Source organism: Enterobacter sp. EC_50, assembly GCF_019584525.1.
In the GTDB taxonomy this organism is placed as follows: domain Bacteria; phylum Pseudomonadota; class Gammaproteobacteria; order Enterobacterales; family Enterobacteriaceae; genus Enterobacter; species Enterobacter roggenkampii.
Map to the genome: position 1 here is coordinate 1 of NZ_VDAF01000016.1, position 15,735 is coordinate 15,735.

At 57.3% G+C, this 15,735-nt stretch carries 12 protein-coding genes and 1 rRNA gene; 8 read left to right on the forward strand and 5 right to left on the reverse strand.

The genetic code is table 11. The annotated features are described in order from the left end of the window. From rrf to aceK, 5 genes are all read left to right on the forward strand, one after another. Nucleotides 1-90 (forward strand): 5S ribosomal RNA (gene rrf / locus FHC48_RS14315); the annotation flags it as partial. A 182-nt stretch (nucleotides 91-272) separates the two neighbouring features. Then, complete coding sequence (metA, locus tag FHC48_RS14320; protein ID WP_008503405.1) at nucleotides 273-1,202, forward strand: homoserine O-succinyltransferase; 930 nt, start codon at nucleotides 273-275, stop codon at nucleotides 1,200-1,202. Between the two features lie 270 nt (nucleotides 1,203-1,472). Further along, complete coding sequence (gene aceB / locus FHC48_RS14325; RefSeq protein ID WP_008503406.1) at nucleotides 1,473-3,074, forward strand: malate synthase A; 1,602 nt, start codon at nucleotides 1,473-1,475, stop codon at nucleotides 3,072-3,074. Between the two features lie 31 nt (nucleotides 3,075-3,105). Next, the gene (aceA, locus tag FHC48_RS14330) at nucleotides 3,106-4,410 is read left to right on the forward strand and encodes an isocitrate lyase (protein ID WP_059363953.1); all 1,305 of its coding nucleotides are present in this window, start codon (nucleotides 3,106-3,108) and stop codon (nucleotides 4,408-4,410) included. Nucleotides 4,411-4,461: 51 nt separating this feature from the next. Beyond that, nucleotides 4,462-6,198, forward strand: a complete 1,737-nt coding sequence (aceK, locus tag FHC48_RS14335) for a bifunctional isocitrate dehydrogenase kinase/phosphatase (RefSeq protein ID WP_021242715.1) — start codon at nucleotides 4,462-4,464, stop codon at nucleotides 6,196-6,198. Nucleotides 6,199-6,235: 37 nt separating this feature from the next. Here the strand turns inward: aceK and iclR are convergent, their stop codons facing one another. Further along, nucleotides 6,236-7,066, reverse strand: coding sequence for a glyoxylate bypass operon transcriptional repressor IclR (iclR, locus tag FHC48_RS14340; RefSeq protein ID WP_023293555.1), 831 nt, complete (start codon nucleotides 7,064-7,066; stop codon nucleotides 6,236-6,238). A gap of 193 nt (nucleotides 7,067-7,259) precedes the next feature. Between iclR and metH the strand changes: the two genes are divergently transcribed. Then, nucleotides 7,260-10,943: a methionine synthase gene (gene metH / locus FHC48_RS14345; protein ID WP_059363954.1), complete on the forward strand. Its 3,684-nt coding sequence runs from the start codon at nucleotides 7,260-7,262 to the stop codon at nucleotides 10,941-10,943. A 217-nt stretch (nucleotides 10,944-11,160) separates the two neighbouring features. Further along, entirely contained in the window at nucleotides 11,161-12,792 is a 1,632-nt protein-coding gene (locus tag FHC48_RS14350) for a Na/Pi cotransporter family protein (RefSeq protein ID WP_008503411.1), read from the forward strand. Here the strand turns inward: FHC48_RS14350 and FHC48_RS14355 are convergent. Together FHC48_RS14355 and FHC48_RS14360 are read right to left on the reverse strand one after the other, a co-directional pair. Further along, nucleotides 12,789-13,076: an addiction module antidote protein gene (locus tag FHC48_RS14355; protein WP_021242718.1), complete on the reverse strand. Its 288-nt coding sequence runs from the start codon at nucleotides 13,074-13,076 to the stop codon at nucleotides 12,789-12,791. The genes FHC48_RS14350 and FHC48_RS14355 overlap by 4 nt on opposite strands. A 6-nt stretch (nucleotides 13,077-13,082) precedes the next feature. Beyond that, entirely contained in the window at nucleotides 13,083-13,385 is a 303-nt protein-coding gene (locus FHC48_RS14360) for a type II toxin-antitoxin system RelE/ParE family toxin (RefSeq protein WP_059363955.1), read from the reverse strand. Nucleotides 13,386-13,582: 197 nt separating this feature from the next. On the opposite strand from FHC48_RS14360, the gene rluF reads away from it, so the two are divergent. After that, nucleotides 13,583-14,455 (forward strand): 23S rRNA pseudouridine(2604) synthase RluF, encoded by an 873-nt coding sequence (gene rluF, locus FHC48_RS14365; protein ID WP_045352872.1) that lies wholly within the window; start codon nucleotides 13,583-13,585, stop codon nucleotides 14,453-14,455. Here rluF and FHC48_RS14370 read toward each other — a convergent pair whose 3' ends face one another. Both FHC48_RS14370 and panS read right to left on the reverse strand, forming a co-directional pair. Beyond that, a complete protein-coding gene (locus FHC48_RS14370; RefSeq protein ID WP_014830263.1) occupies nucleotides 14,456-14,728 on the reverse strand; it encodes a DUF3811 domain-containing protein in 273 nt (90 codons plus the stop codon). Nucleotides 14,729-14,778: 50 nt separating this feature from the next. Beyond that, nucleotides 14,779-15,723, reverse strand: a complete 945-nt coding sequence (panS, locus tag FHC48_RS14375; protein ID WP_023293551.1) for a ketopantoate/pantoate/pantothenate transporter PanS — start codon at nucleotides 15,721-15,723, stop codon at nucleotides 14,779-14,781. Nucleotides 15,724-15,735: the final 12 nt, after the last annotated feature.

Genomic DNA, 15,735 nt, shown 5'->3' on the forward strand with positions numbered 1-15,735 from the left:
ACCTGACCCCATGCCGAACTCAGAAGTGAAACGCCGTAGCGCCGATGGTAGTGTGGGGTCTCCCCATGTGAGAGTAGGGAACTGCCAGGCATCAAACAAGAAGAACCCCGTACCGAAAGGTGCGGGGTTTTTTGCTTTTGTTTTTCTTCCTCTCCCTCTCCCTGAAACTTTCTCACCTTCGCCTTGCAGACTCGACATTCCGATCATTTCTGGGTATCGTTAGCTGTCTGGATGTCTAAACGTTTATACGTATGCTGTGAGGATATAAAGCTATGCCGATTCGGGTGCAGGACGAGCTACCAGCCGTCAATTTCTTGCGTGAAGAAAATGTCTTTGTGATGACGACTTCACGTGCGACAGGTCAGGAAATTCGCCCGCTGAAGGTGCTTATTCTCAATCTGATGCCCAAAAAGATCGAAACAGAAAACCAGTTCCTGCGTCTGCTGTCGAACTCCCCGCTGCAGGTTGATATTCAGCTGCTGCGGATCGACGCCCGTGAGTCTCGCAATACGCCTTCTGAGCACCTGAACAACTTCTACTGCAACTTTGATGACATTCAGGGTGAAAACTTCGACGGACTGATTGTGACCGGCGCGCCGCTGGGCCTGGTGGAATTTAACGATGTCGCTTACTGGCCGCAGATCAAACAGGTGCTGGAATGGGCAAAAGATCACGTCACGTCCACGCTGTTTGTCTGTTGGGCGGTACAAGCTGCACTGAATATTCTGTATGGCATCCCCAAGCAAACCCGCACTGAAAAGCTCTCCGGCGTATATGAACACCATATTCTCCATCCCCATGCGTTGCTGACGCGCGGGTTTGATGATTCTTTCCTGGCCCCGCATTCTCGCTACGCTGACTTCCCGGCCCAGCTGATTCGTGATTACACCGATCTGGAGATCCTGGCCGAAACGGAAGATGGGGACGCTTACCTGTTTGCCAGTAAAGATAAGCGCATTGCCTTTGTGACCGGACATCCTGAGTACGATCCGCACACCCTGGCGTCAGAGTATTTCCGTGATGTTGAAGCGGGTCTTAACCCGGATGTCCCTTACAACTATTTCCCGAAAGACGATCCGCAAAACAAACCGAGAGCGACCTGGCGCAGCCACGGGAATTTGCTTTTTACTAACTGGCTCAACTATTACGTCTACCAGATAACACCATACGATCTGCGTCACATGAACCCGACGCTGGAGTAATCGTCTGCACTAAACGATCCTAAAGCGTTTCAGCTATTCAAATCAGGCACCTTCGGGTGCCTTTTTTATTTCCGAAATGTCACTCAACATTCTTTAAAACTTTAATTTCAATAAAATCAATCAATTAATAGCAATTTATAATTAAAATGGAAATTGTTTTTGATTTTAGAAAAAATAGAGATAGTCTTAATCCTGCTGAGCGAAAACTACCCAACGATCTTTCGTTCGCGTCGGGAGCGTGATTTTGGATCTTTGATGAGGAGCAGAGTAATGACTCAACAGGCAACGACGGTCGATGAACTGGCCTTTACCCAGCCGTATGGCGAGCAAGAACAGCAAGTATTAACGGCAGAAGCGGTAGAATTTCTGACTGAACTGGTGACCCGCTTTACGCCGCAGCGCAATAAGCTGCTGGCGGCACGTATTCATCAGCAGCAGGAAATTGATAACGGCAAGTTGCCTGGTTTTATTTCGGAAACTGCTTCCATTCGTCGTAGCGAGTGGAAAATCCGCGGCATCCCTGAAGATTTACAGGATCGTCGCGTTGAGATCACCGGTCCGGTAGAACGCAAAATGGTGATCAACGCCATGAACGCGAACGTTAAAGTCTTTATGGCCGATTTTGAAGACTCGCTGGCACCGGACTGGCGTAAGGTCATCGAGGGGCAAATCAACCTGCGCGACGCCGTAAACGGCACCATCAGCTATACCAATGAAGCCGGCAAAATATACCAGCTCAAACCGAACCCGGCGGTGCTGATCTGTCGCGTGCGCGGCCTGCACCTGCCCGAAAAACATGTCACCTGGCGTGGAGAAGCCATTCCAGGAAGCCTGTTTGATTTTGCACTCTATTTCTTCCACAACTACAAAGCCCTGCTGGCGAAAGGCAGCGGCCCGTATTTCTACCTGCCTAAAACGCAGGCCTGGCAGGAAGCAGCCTGGTGGAGCGAGGTCTTCAGCTATGCGGAAGATCGTTTCAACCTGCCGCGCGGCACCATCAAAGCCACCCTGCTGATTGAAACGCTGCCCGCCGTATTCCAGATGCATGAAATCCTGCATGCGCTGCGCGACCACATTGTCGGTCTGAACTGTGGACGCTGGGACTATATTTTCAGCTACATCAAAACCCTGAAAAATTATCCCGATCGCGTGCTCCCCGATCGTCAGGTTGTCACCATGGACAAACCGTTCCTGAGCGCCTATTCGCGTCTGCTGATCAAAACCTGCCACAAGCGCGGTGCCTTTGCGATGGGCGGCATGGCAGCCTTTATCCCGAGCAAAGACGCAGAGCGCAACAATCAGGTGCTCAACAAGGTGAAAGCCGACAAAGAGCTTGAAGCACGTAACGGCCACGACGGGACGTGGATCGCCCATCCGGGTTTGGCCGATACGGCGATGGAGGTCTTTAACCGCGTGCTCGGCGACAACAAAAACCAGCTGTTTGTCACCCGTGAAGACGATGCACCAATCGCAGAAGAACAGCTGCTGGCGCCGTGCGCGGGCGAACGGACGGAAGAGGGCATGCGGGCCAATATCCGCGTTGCGGTGCAGTACATCGAAGCGTGGATCTCCGGCAACGGCTGCGTGCCGATCTACGGTCTGATGGAAGATGCTGCGACGGCGGAGATCTCACGTACCTCTATCTGGCAGTGGATCCACCATCAAAAAACGCTTAGCAACGGCAAACCGGTGACCAAGACCCTGTTCCGCCAGATGCTGGCCGAAGAGATGCGGGTGATCCAGGACGAGCTGGGCGAACACCGCTTCAGCAGCGGGCGTTTTGACGACGCTGCGCGCCTGATGGAGCAAATCACCACATCAGATGACTTAATCGACTTCCTGACCCTGCCGGGCTACCGCTTCCTGGCGTAACTCACCACATAACAATATGGAGCATCTGCACATGAAAACCCGTACCCAACAAATCGAAGAATTAAAGAATGAGTGGACACAACCTCGCTGGGAAGGCATCCGCCGTCCGTACAGCGCGGAAGACGTGGTGAAATTACGCGGCTCGGTCAATCCGGAATGTACGCTGGCGCAAAATGGCGCCGCGAAAATGTGGAAGCTGCTGCACGGTGGCTCTAAAAAGGGCTACATCAACAGCCTCGGTGCGCTGACCGGCGGTCAGGCGCTGCAGCAGGCGAAGGCCGGTATTGAGGCTATCTACCTCTCCGGCTGGCAGGTCGCGGCGGACGCCAACCTGGCCTCCAGCATGTACCCGGATCAGTCGCTCTATCCGGCTAACTCCGTGCCGTCGGTCGTGGATCGGATCAACAACACCTTCCGTCGTGCGGATCAGATCCAGTGGGCGGCGGGCATCGAACCTAACGATCCGCGCTTTATTGACTATTTCCTGCCGATCGTTGCAGATGCGGAAGCGGGCTTCGGCGGCGTGCTGAACGCCTTTGAGCTGATGAAATCGATGATTGAGGCCGGTGCAGCGGCCGTTCACTTCGAAGATCAGCTGGCGTCAGTGAAGAAATGCGGACATATGGGCGGTAAGGTGCTGGTTCCTACACAGGAAGCGGTTCAGAAGCTGGTTGCCGCGCGTCTGGCTGCTGACGTGCTCGGCGTGCCGACGCTGGTCATTGCCCGTACCGATGCGGACGCGGCTGACCTGATCACCTCTGACTGCGATCCGTACGACAGCGAGTTCATCACCGGCGAGCGCACCAGCGAAGGGTTCTATCGTACCCATGCGGGTATTGAGCAGGCGATCAGCCGCGGTCTGGCGTACGCGCCCTACGCGGACCTGGTCTGGTGTGAAACCTCTACGCCGGATCTGGCGCTGGCAAAACGCTTTGCCGACGCCATTCATGCGAAGTACCCGGGCAAGCTGCTGGCCTACAACTGCTCGCCGTCCTTCAACTGGCAGAAAAAGCTGGATGACAAAACCATCGCCAGCTTCCAGCAGCAGCTGTCCGACATGGGCTACAAATACCAGTTCATTACGCTGGCAGGCATCCACAGCATGTGGTTCAACATGTTCGACCTGGCGCACGCCTATGCGCAGGGTGAGGGCATGAAGCACTACGTTGAGAAGGTGCAGCAGCCGGAATTTGCGGCAGGCAAAGACGGTTACACCTTCGTGTCTCACCAGCAGGAGGTGGGCACCGGCTACTTTGATAATGTGACCACGATTATTCAGGGCGGCACCTCCTCCGTCACCGCCTTAACGGGTTCAACGGAAGAAGCACAGTTCTAATCTTTTCCCCCTCTCCCCCCTGGGGAGAGGGTTGGTGGTGAGGGGGAATATATGTCGCGTGGCCTGGAATTACTGATTGCCCAAACTATTTTGCAGGGCTTCGATGCCCAGTATGGTCGTTTTCTGGAAGTAACCTCCGGCGCCCAGCAGCGCTTTGAGCATGCAGACTGGCATGCGGTTCAGCAGGCCATGAAGCAGCGTATCCATCTCTACGATCACCATGTGGGTCTGGTGGTGGAGCAGCTGCGCTGTATTACCGACGGTAAAAGTCCGGACGCGGAATTTTTACTGCGCGTGAAGGAGCACTACACCCATCTGTTACCCGACTACCCGCGCTTCGAGATTGCGGAGAGCTTTTTCAACTCCGTCTATTGCCGGTTATTTGACCACCGCTCATTATCTCCTGAGCGGTTATTTATCTTCAGCTCCCAGCCTGAACGGCGCTTTCGTACCATTCCGCGTCCGCTGGCGAAAGATTTCTTTCCCGAGCACGGATGGGAAAAGCTCCTGCACCGCGTGCTGACGGATTTGCCGCTGCGTCTGCCCTGGGAGAATAAAGCCCGGGATATCGGGTATATCCACGCCCATCTCAAAGAAGCATTCGGCGCGGAGGTGCTCAGCCACAGCCATTTGCAGGTGGCCAACGAGCTTTTCTACCGCAATAAAGCCGCCTGGCTGGTGGGCAAACTGGTTACGCCGACGGCCATCGTGCCCTTTCTGCTACCGATCCATCGTACCGACGACGGGGAACTGTTTGTCGATACCTGCCTGACCACCAGCGCCGAGGCCAGCATCGTGTTTGGCTTCGCCCGCTCCTATTTTATGGTCTATGCACCGTTACCTGCCGCGCTGGTGGAATGGCTGCGCGAGATCCTGCCGGGCAAAACCACCGCCGAGCTGTATATGGCTATTGGCTGCCAGAAGCACGCTAAAACGGAAAGCTACCGGGAATACCTGCGCTATGTCACCACGGCCGATGAGCAGTTTATCGAAGCGCCCGGCATTCGCGGCATGGTGATGCTGGTTTTTACGCTGCCGGGCTTCGACCGGGTCTTTAAGGTGATTAAGGACAGATTCGCGCCGCAGAAAGAGATGACCGCCGCGCACGTCCGCGCCTGCTACCAGCTGGTTAAAGAGCACGACCGCGTCGGGCGCATGGCGGATACTCAGGAATTCGAAAACTTTGTGCTGGATAAGCAGCAGATCGATCCGGCACTCATGGCACTTTTACTGCAGGAAGCGCCCGCCAAAATCACCGATCTTGGCGACAAAATCGCGATCAGCCATCTCTACATTGAACGACGCATGGTGCCGCTGAATATCTGGCTGGAGCAGTCCGACGGTCAGGCTTTAAGAGATGCGATTGAAGAGTACGGCAACGCGATTCGCCAGCTTGCCGCCGCCAATATCTTCCCGGGCGATATGCTGTTCAAAAACTTCGGCGTCACCCGTCACGGACGGGTAGTGTTCTACGATTACGACGAAATTTGCTACATGACCGAGGTGAACTTCCGCGATATCCCACCGCCCCGCTACCCGGAAGATGAGCTTTCCAGCGAGCCGTGGTACAGCGTTTCGCCGGGCGATGTGTTTCCCGAAGAGTTTCGCCACTGGCTCTGCGCCGATCCGCGCATCGGGCCGCTATTCGAAGAGATGCATGCCGATCTGTTCCGCGCCAGCTACTGGCGGGGACTGCAAACGCGGATCAAAAACGGGCACGTGGAAGATGTGTACGCTTACCGCCGTAAGCAGCGGTTTTGCATCCGGTTTTCAGAGGGCATCATGTAGGCCGGGTAAGGCGAAGCCGCCACCCGGCAATGCATGCTTAACGAATCCCACCGTACGCCAGCGTGACCTCTTTCGCCGCCTTAATCACCAGCGCACCCAACTCAGTGACCCGATCGTCGGTCATACGTGAAATCGGCCCGGAAATAGAGATGGCGGCAAACGGCTCGCGGTGCTCGTCAAAAATGCAGGCTGCGATACAGCGCAGGCCGAGGGCGTGCTCCTCGTCGTCAAACGAATAGCCGCGCTTGCGGGTCAGGGCCAGGTCTTCTTTCAGATGCACCGGCGAAACCAGCGTGGCGTGGGTATAAGCATGCAGTCCTTTACGGTGCAGCAGCCCCGTCACCTGCTCCTCGGTCAGCTGCGAGAGGAACGCTTTACCCGCCCCTGAGGCATGCATCGGCAGCTTGCCGCCAATCGGCGCGGACATGCGCATCAGCTGCGTGCATTGCACCTGGTCGATGATAATCGCCTGATGGTCGCTCTGGTCGAGCACGGCCAGATTCACGGTCTCGCCCGACTCTTCCATCAATTTGCGCAGAATCGGGTGCACAATCGCCAGCAGGTTACGGCTCTGCAGGAAGCTGCTGCCCACGATAAACGCATGCGCGCCCACCGCCCAGTGCCCCAGCTCGCCTACCTGGCGGACAAAGCCCAGCTGCTGCATGGTGGTCAGCAGGCGGTGCGTCGTGGAGTTCGGCAGGCCAGCCTGCTGGGCCAGCTCCGTCAGGGCCACGCTGCTGTGCGACTCGGCTATCCACTCCAGCAGCTTCAGACCGCGCGTGAGCGATTGAACCTGTCCACCCTGTTGTGCGGCAGCGGTGGTGGCAGCAGGTTTTCTGCCGCGTTTAGCGGGAACGGTCGCGACCATGACGATCTCCTTTTTCTGTATCGTGGAAATCATTTTCGTTTTATTTGGTGAATTTGCAACCGTTATCCTGACTGATCGGAGGAGTGATAGTGAACATGTCTCATGTTACCGCTGAGCGACTTTTCCACCCTGCGAGATTGTGCCAGTATGGAACGCAGCCTTTTGGCCTTGTTGAGCGTTGTCGGGAGCAAGTGTGAGCAGCAAAGTAGAGCAACTGCGTGCGCAGTTAAATGAACGAATTCTGGTGCTGGACGGCGGCATGGGCACCATGATCCAGGGTTATCGCCTGAGCGAAGACGATTTCCGCGGCGAACGCTTCGCCGACTGGCCCTGCGACCTGAAAGGGAACAACGACCTGCTGGTGCTCAGCAAGCCGTCCGTGATCAAGGATATCCACAACGCCTACTTCGAAGCGGGTGCGGATATCGTTGAAACCAACACTTTTAACTCGACAACCATCGCCATGGCGGATTACCAGATGGAATCCCTGTCGGCGGAGATCAACTTTGAAGCCGCAAAGCTTGCGCGCGCCTGCGCCGACGAGTGGACGGCCCGCACGCCGGACAAGCCGCGCTACGTTGCCGGGGTGCTTGGCCCAACCAACCGCACTGCGTCGATTTCACCGGACGTCAACGACCCGGCGTTTCGTAATATCACCTTTGACCAGCTGGTTGTTGCCTACCGTGAATCGACCAGAGCGCTGGTGGAAGGCGGTTCCGATCTGATCCTGATTGAAACGGTATTCGACACTCTCAACGCCAAGGCCGCGATTTACGCGGTGAAAGAGGAGTTCGAGGCGCTGGGCGTTGACCTGCCGATCATGATTTCCGGCACCATCACCGATGCCTCCGGCCGTACCCTGTCCGGCCAGACCACCGAAGCGTTTTATAACTCCCTGCGCCACGCCGACGCGCTCTCCTTCGGCCTGAACTGCGCGCTGGGCCCGGACGAGCTGCGCCAGTACGTGCAGGAGCTGTCGCGCATTGCGGAATGCTACGTTACCGCGCACCCGAACGCCGGTCTGCCGAACGCCTTCGGTGAATACGATCTGGATGCCGACACCATGGCGGCACAAATCCGCGAGTGGGCCGAGTCTGGATTTCTGAACATCGTCGGCGGCTGCTGCGGCACCACGCCGGAGCACATCGCCGCCATGAGCAACGCCGTGGCCGGACTGCCGCCGCGCAAGCTGCCCGAACTGCCGGTTGCCTGTCGCCTCTCCGGCCTTGAGCCGTTAACCATCGGCGAAGACAGCCTGTTTGTGAACGTGGGTGAGCGTACAAACGTCACCGGCTCCGCGAAGTTCAAGCGACTGATCAAAGAGGAGAAGTACAGCGAAGCGCTGGACGTTGCCCGCCAGCAGGTGGAAAGCGGCGCGCAGATTATCGATATCAACATGGATGAGGGGATGCTCGACGCCGAGGCGGCGATGGTGCGTTTCCTCAACCTGATTGCCGGTGAGCCGGACATCGCCCGCGTGCCGATCATGATCGACTCCTCCAAATGGGAGGTCATCGAAAAAGGGCTGAAGTGCATTCAGGGTAAAGGCATCGTCAACTCCATCTCCATGAAAGAGGGCGTTGATACCTTTATTCATCACGCGAAGCAGGTCCGCCGCTACGGTGCTGCGGTGGTGGTGATGGCTTTTGACGAAGTGGGCCAGGCCGACACTCGCGCGCGTAAAATTGAGATTTGCCGCCGCGCGTACAAAATACTGACCGAAGAGGTAGGCTTCCCGCCGGAAGACATCATCTTTGACCCGAACATCTTCGCCGTGGCGACCGGCATCGAAGAGCACAACAACTACGCCCAGGACTTTATCGGCGCGTGCGAGGACATCAAGCGCGAGCTGCCGCATGCCCTCATCTCCGGCGGCGTATCGAACGTCTCGTTCTCGTTCCGCGGCAACGACCCGGTGCGTGAAGCGATCCACGCCGTGTTCCTCTACTACGCCATCCGCAACGGGATGGACATGGGGATCGTTAACGCCGGCCAGCTGGCGATTTACGACGACCTGCCCGCCGAGCTGCGCGACGCGGTGGAAGACGTGATCCTCAACCGCCGCGACGACGCCACGGAGCGGCTGCTTGACCTGGCAGAAAAATACCGCGGCAGCAAGTCGGATGACGCAGCCAACGTTCAGCAGGCCGAGTGGCGCGCCTGGGACGTGAAAAAACGTCTGGAATATTCGCTGGTAAAAGGCATCACCGAGTTTATCGAGCAGGACACCGAAGAGGCGCGCCAGCAGGCAGCCCGCCCGATTGAGGTCATTGAAGGCCCGCTGATGGACGGCATGAACGTGGTCGGCGATCTGTTCGGCGAGGGCAAAATGTTCCTGCCGCAGGTGGTGAAATCCGCCCGCGTGATGAAGCAGGCCGTGGCGTACCTGGAGCCGTTTATCGAGGCCAGCAAAGAGAAAGGCTCCAGCAACGGCAAAATGGTCATCGCCACCGTGAAGGGCGACGTGCACGACATCGGCAAGAACATCGTCGGCGTGGTGCTGCAGTGCAATAACTACGAGATTATCGACCTTGGCGTGATGGTCCCGGCGGATAAAATCCTCAAGACCGCGCGCGAAGTGAATGCCGACCTGATTGGCCTCTCCGGGCTGATCACCCCGTCGCTGGACGAGATGGTTAACGTGGCGAAGGAGATGGAGCGTCAGGGCTTCACCATTCCGCTGCTGATTGGCGGCGCGACCACCTCCAAGGCGCACACGGCGGTGAAAATCGAGCAGAACTACAGCGGGCCGACGGTCTACGTGCAGAACGCCTCGCGCACGGTGGGCGTGGTCTCCGCGCTGCTCTCTGACACCCAGCGCGACGAGTTTGTTGAGCGCACCCGCAAAGAGTACGAAACCGTTCGCATCCAGCACGGGCGCAAGAAACCGCGCACCCCGCCAGTTTCACTCCAGGCGGCGCGCGATAACGATCTGGCGTTTGACTGGTCGAGCTATACGCCGCCGGTCGCGCATCGCCTGGGCGTTCAGGAGGTCAGTGCCAGCATCGAAACGCTGCGCAACTACATCGACTGGACGCCGTTCTTCATGACCTGGTCGCTCGCGGGCAAATATCCGCGCATCCTGGAAGATGAGGTGGTGGGCGAGGAGGCGAAACGCCTGTTTAACGATGCCAACGACATGCTCGACAGGCTGAGCGCGGAGAAAACCCTCAACCCACGCGGCGTGGTGGGGCTGTTCCCGGCCAACCGCGTGGGCGACGACATCGAAATTTACCGCGATGAAACCCGCACTCACGTGCTGGCAGTCAGCCGCCATCTGCGCCAGCAAACCGAGAAAGTGGGCTTTGCCAACTACTGCCTGGCCGATTTTGTCGCGCCGAAGCTGAGCGGTAAAGCCGACTATATTGGCGCCTTTGCGGTAACCGGCGGTCTGGAAGAAGATGCGCTGGCGGACGCGTTCGAAGCGCAGCACGATGATTACAATAAAATCATGGTGAAAGCGATCGCCGACCGCCTGGCGGAAGCCTTCGCCGAGTACCTGCACGAGCGCGTGCGTAAGGTGCACTGGGGCTACGCGGCGAACGAAAACCTCAGCAACGAGGAGCTGATCCGCGAAAACTACCAGGGGATTCGTCCGGCGCCGGGCTACCCGGCCTGCCCGGAACACACCGAAAAGGGCACGATCTGGCAACTGCTGGACGTCGAAGCCCATACCGGGATGAAGCTCACCGAGTCGTACGCCATGTGGCCGGGCGCGTCCGTCTCCGGCTGGTACTTCAGCCACCCGGACAGCAAGTACTTCGCCGTGGCGCAGCTTCAGCGCGATCAGATTGAAGATTACGCCCTGCGCAAAGGCATGAGCGTGTCAGAAGTAGAGCGCTGGCTGGCACCGAATTTAGGCTACGACGCAGACTAACGTCACTTTTCCTTACAACAAACAGGGCACCTCATGGGTGCCTTGTCTCTTTCTTACGCTTAACCCCTTATACTGAAATAAGGTTCTATCCCTGGCACCCGGTGGCGGTGCGTTTACCGGGCCTGTGCGTAGGTCGGATAAGGCGTCGCCGTCATCCGACATGGCAACGCGCAGGGAACCTCAGGAAAACCGATAAAGATAAGGAGGAAAACCATCCGTGCTGACCCTGTTACATCTGCTCTCTGCAGTCGCACTGCTCGTATGGGGCACCCATATCGTCCGTACCGGCGTGATGCGCGTATTTGGCGCCCGTTTACGTACCGTTCTCAGCAGCAGCGTTGAGAAGAAGCCGCTCGCCTTCTGCGCAGGCATTGGCGTAACGGCACTCGTTCAGAGCAGCAACGCCACAACCCTGCTTGTCACCTCTTTTGTGGCGCAGGATCTGGTGGCGCTGGCCCCGGCGCTGGTCATTGTGCTGGGGGCTGATGTGGGTACCGCGCTGATGGCGCGTATCCTGACCTTCGATCTCTCCTGGCTGTCGCCGCTGCTGATTTTTGTCGGCGTTATCTTCTTCCTCGGCCGCAAACAGACGCGGGCCGGCCAGCTTGGACGCGTGGGCATTGGCCTGGGGCTGATCCTGCTGGCGCTGGAGCTGATTGTGCAGGCGGTCACCCCGATTACCGAAGCCAACGGCGTGCAGGTCATCTTCGCCTCCCTGACCGGTGACATCATGCTCGACGCGCTGATTGGCGCGGTGTTTGCCATCGTCAGCTACTCCAGCCTGGCCGCCGTGCTGCTGACGGCCACGCTCACCGCCGCCGGGGCGATCTCCTTCCCGGTGGCGCTGTGTCTGGTGATCGGTGCCAACCTCGGCTCTGGCCTGCTGGCGATGCTCAATAACAGCGCCGCCAACGCCGCCGCCCGCCGCGTGGCGCTCGGTAGCCTGCTGTTTAAGCTGGTGGGCAGCCTGATTATTCTGCCCTTTATCCATCCGCTGGCGAACCTGATGGATAACCTCCCGCTGCCGAAGGCGGAGCTGGTGATCTACTTCCACGTGTTCTACAACCTGGTGCGCTGCCTGGCGATGGTCCCTTTTGCCGGGTCGATGGCCCGCTTCTGCGAGCGACTCATTCAGGACGAACCGGAGCTGGACGCCCGCCTGAAGCCAAAGCATCTGGATACCTCCGCGCTGGACACCCCGGCGCTGGCGCTGGCGAATGCCGCGCGCGAGACGCTGCGCATGGGCGACGCCATGGAAACCATGCTCGAAGGGCTGCAAAAGGTGATGCACGGCGAGCCGCGAGAGGAGAAAGAGCTGCGCAGACTGGCGGACGATATCAACGTGCTCTATACCGCCATTAAGCTTTACCTGGCCCGCATGCCGCAGGACGAGCTGGCGGAGGAGGAGTCCCGCCGCTGGGCGGAAATCATTGAGATGTCGCTCAACCTTGAGCAGGCCTCCGATATCGTTGAGCGCATGGGCAGCGAGATAGCCGATAAGTCGCTGGCCGCACGCCGGGCGTTCTCCGTTGAAGGCTTAAAAGAGCTTGAAGCGCTGCACGAACAGCTGGTCAGCAACCTCAAGCTGGCGATGCTGGTCTTCTTCTCTAGCGACGTGCCGAGCGCGCGCCGCCTGCGCCGCAACAAGCATCGCTTCCGCATTCTTAACCGCCGCTACTCGCACGCCCACGTTGAGCGCCTGCATCAGCAGAACGTGCAGAGTATCGAGACCAGCTCACTCCACCTGGGGCTGCTGGGTGATATGAAGCGCCTCAACTCGTTGTTCTGTGCGGTGGCGTACAGCGTGATGGAACAGCCGGATGAAGATGACCAGCGGGATGAGTATTAATCCCCGGCGTGTTTGAGCGTTAGCCCAAAACCCAATGCTTTCATGACCGCGAGCGTGGTTTTGAGCGTTGGGTTTCCTTTATCACTGAATGACCGATAAAGCTGCTCACGTGATAAACCGGTTTGCTGTGAAATGTTCGACATGCCTTTGGCTCGCGCGACAACACCAAGGGCTTTAGCGATATATGTCGAGTCGCCTGTTTCTAGTGCATCAGCGATAAACACGGCGATTTCCTCGTCATCCACCAACGCGTTGGCGGGATCGTAAGGTGTTAATTTATGCATGCTCATTCACTCCTGCGATTGGGATACATTGCTCAGCATTTTTGCCATCAGTATGTCTCTGGCCTGGCTGCTTTTGTCACCACCACATAACAGCACGATGATGTAATTGCCCTGGTCTTTAAAATAGATCCTGTAGCCCGGACCAAAGTGGATCCTTAGCTCACTTATACCTTCTCCCACGGGTTTAACGTCGCCCGCTAAGCCATTTGCCAACCGAAAGAGGCGGGAAGCGATAATGGTCTTCGCTCGTCGATCTTTTAAGTTTTGCTCCCAGCGTCGGAAGGATTCTGTCTGAACAATCTCCTTCATATTACTCCCTGTGATTTATAAACTACAAACACTTCTCCATGGAGAGTAAAACTAAAAGGCTTGAACACATGGGTAAATGACAGGATGCAAAATCCTGAAAGCGTCTCGCAAACTAAAAAACCCGTCTCAGTTACCGTCGGCTAATCTTTTTTTCCAGCCCATACCTAAGGTATATTTCGCCCTTCACAGGAGAAACTATGCTGCCAACTCAATCAACCCGATTAAACAAATACATTAGCGAGAGCGGGATCTGCTCACGTCGCGAGGCGGACCGTTACATTGAACAAGGTAATGTGTTCCTCAACGGCAAGCGCGCCACGATTGGTGACCAGGTGATGCCTGGCGACGTGGTTAAAGTGAATGGTCAGCTCATCGAACCGCGTGATGCCGAAGACCTGGTGTTTATCGCGTTGAACAAACCGGTTGGGATTGTCAGCACCACGGAAGACGGTGAGCGGGACAACATCGTTGATTTCGTGAACCACAGCAGCCGTATCTTCCCAATTGGCCGTCTGGATAAAGACTCTCAGGGGCTGATTTTCCTCACCAACCACGGCGATCTGGTCAACAAGATCCTGCGTGCCGGAAACGATCACGAAAAAGAGTACATTGTGACGGTGAATAAGCCGGTCACGGACGACTTTATTCGCGGCATGGGCGCCGGTGTGCCGATCCTCGGTACCGTCACGAAAAAGTGTAAGGTGAAGAAAGAAGCGCCGTTCGCGTTCCGCATTACCCTGGTGCAGGGCTTAAACCGCCAGATCCGCCGCATGTGCGAGTACTTCGGTTATGAAGTGACGAAGCTGGAGCGCACGCGCATCATGAACGTCAGCCTGTCCGGCATTCCGCTGGGCGAATGGCGCGACTTGACGGATGACGAACTGATCGAGCTGTTCAGGCTTATCGAGAATTCCTCGTCCGAAGCGAAGCCGAAGGCCAAAGCCAAACCGAAAACCCAGGCGATTAAACGTCCGGTCGTGAAGGCGCCGCAGGCGGAAGAGAAAGGACGCGGCAAACCGGGTAACGGGAAGCGATTTACCCAGCCTGGCCGTAAAAAGAAAGGGCGCTAGCTAGCGCCTTCCACGAGTAGAGGTATTGGCCGACCAGGAAAAGGTCGTTTCAGTATCCGGCTTATAAGCCTGCTGCTTTTTCAGCTTGCGGGCTTTTTTCGCCTCGGCGTCACGCTGCGCCATCAGTTTATCGATGTACTCTTTTTTAACCTGATTGGTTTCGGCGTTCGTCAGCGTGCGGCCATGCGCGATGCGGGCGCGGTCGAGAAGCGTTTTCAGTTCGCGCTGCTCGGCTTCCGTCATGTCTTTCTGGGTCAAACGTGGTGTCGCCATTGCTGAAGCCTCATGAGAGAGAGGCTTCAGTGTAAAGCAAGCTGAGTCAATTAACCCTGTTTCACCGCATCTTTTTTCGTTTGTTCCTCAATCGGTTTGCCGGACCAGTAGCCCGCCAGCAGCGAGCCGGAGAGGTTGTGCCAGACAGAGAACAGCGCACCCGGCAGGGCCGCCAGCGGCGAGAAGTAGATTTTGCCGAGCGCCGCCGCCAGGCCGGAGTTCTGCATCCCTACCTCGATTGCCAGCGTGCGGCAGGTCGATTCGTCGAAGCCAAACAGTTTCCCGCCCCAGTAGCCGCCCAGCAGGCCAATGGTGTTATGCAGCACCACCGCAACGATCACCACAAAGCCCACGGAAGCTATGTGCGAGGCGGAACCCGCCACCACTGCGCTGATGATCGCCAGAATACAGACCATCGAAAACGCGGGCAGGTACGGCTCAACGGCCTTCACCACGCGCGGGAACAGGTGGTGAATGACCAGCCCCAGCGCAATCGGGATTACTACAATCTGCAGAATGCTCAGCAGCATCCCCATCACGTCCACCTGAATATGCGCATCCACGTACAGGCGGGTTAACAGCGGCGTGGCAATCACGCCAACCAGCGTGGAGACGGACGAGATAGTGACGGAGAGCGCCACGTCGCCTTTCGCCAGATAGATCATGACGTTGGATGCCGTGCCGCTGGCGACGCTGCCCACCAGCACCATCCCGGCGGAGAGGTCGGGCGGCATCTTAAAGACCATCGCCAGCAGCCACGCCGCGAGCGGCATCACCAGGTAGTGGAGGAATATTCCTGCCGCGACGGGCGCAGGGCGAGACAGCACGCGCTTAAAATCGTCTACTTTCAGATGCACACCCATACCGAACATGATCAGCATCAGCAGCGTGGCGACCCACGGACCAATACCGGTGAACGTGGTGGGCGTGTAATACGCGAGTACGGAGAGCAGCAGCGCCCATAACGGGAACAGCCGCGTAATAGCGGATAACATAATGATTTCCTT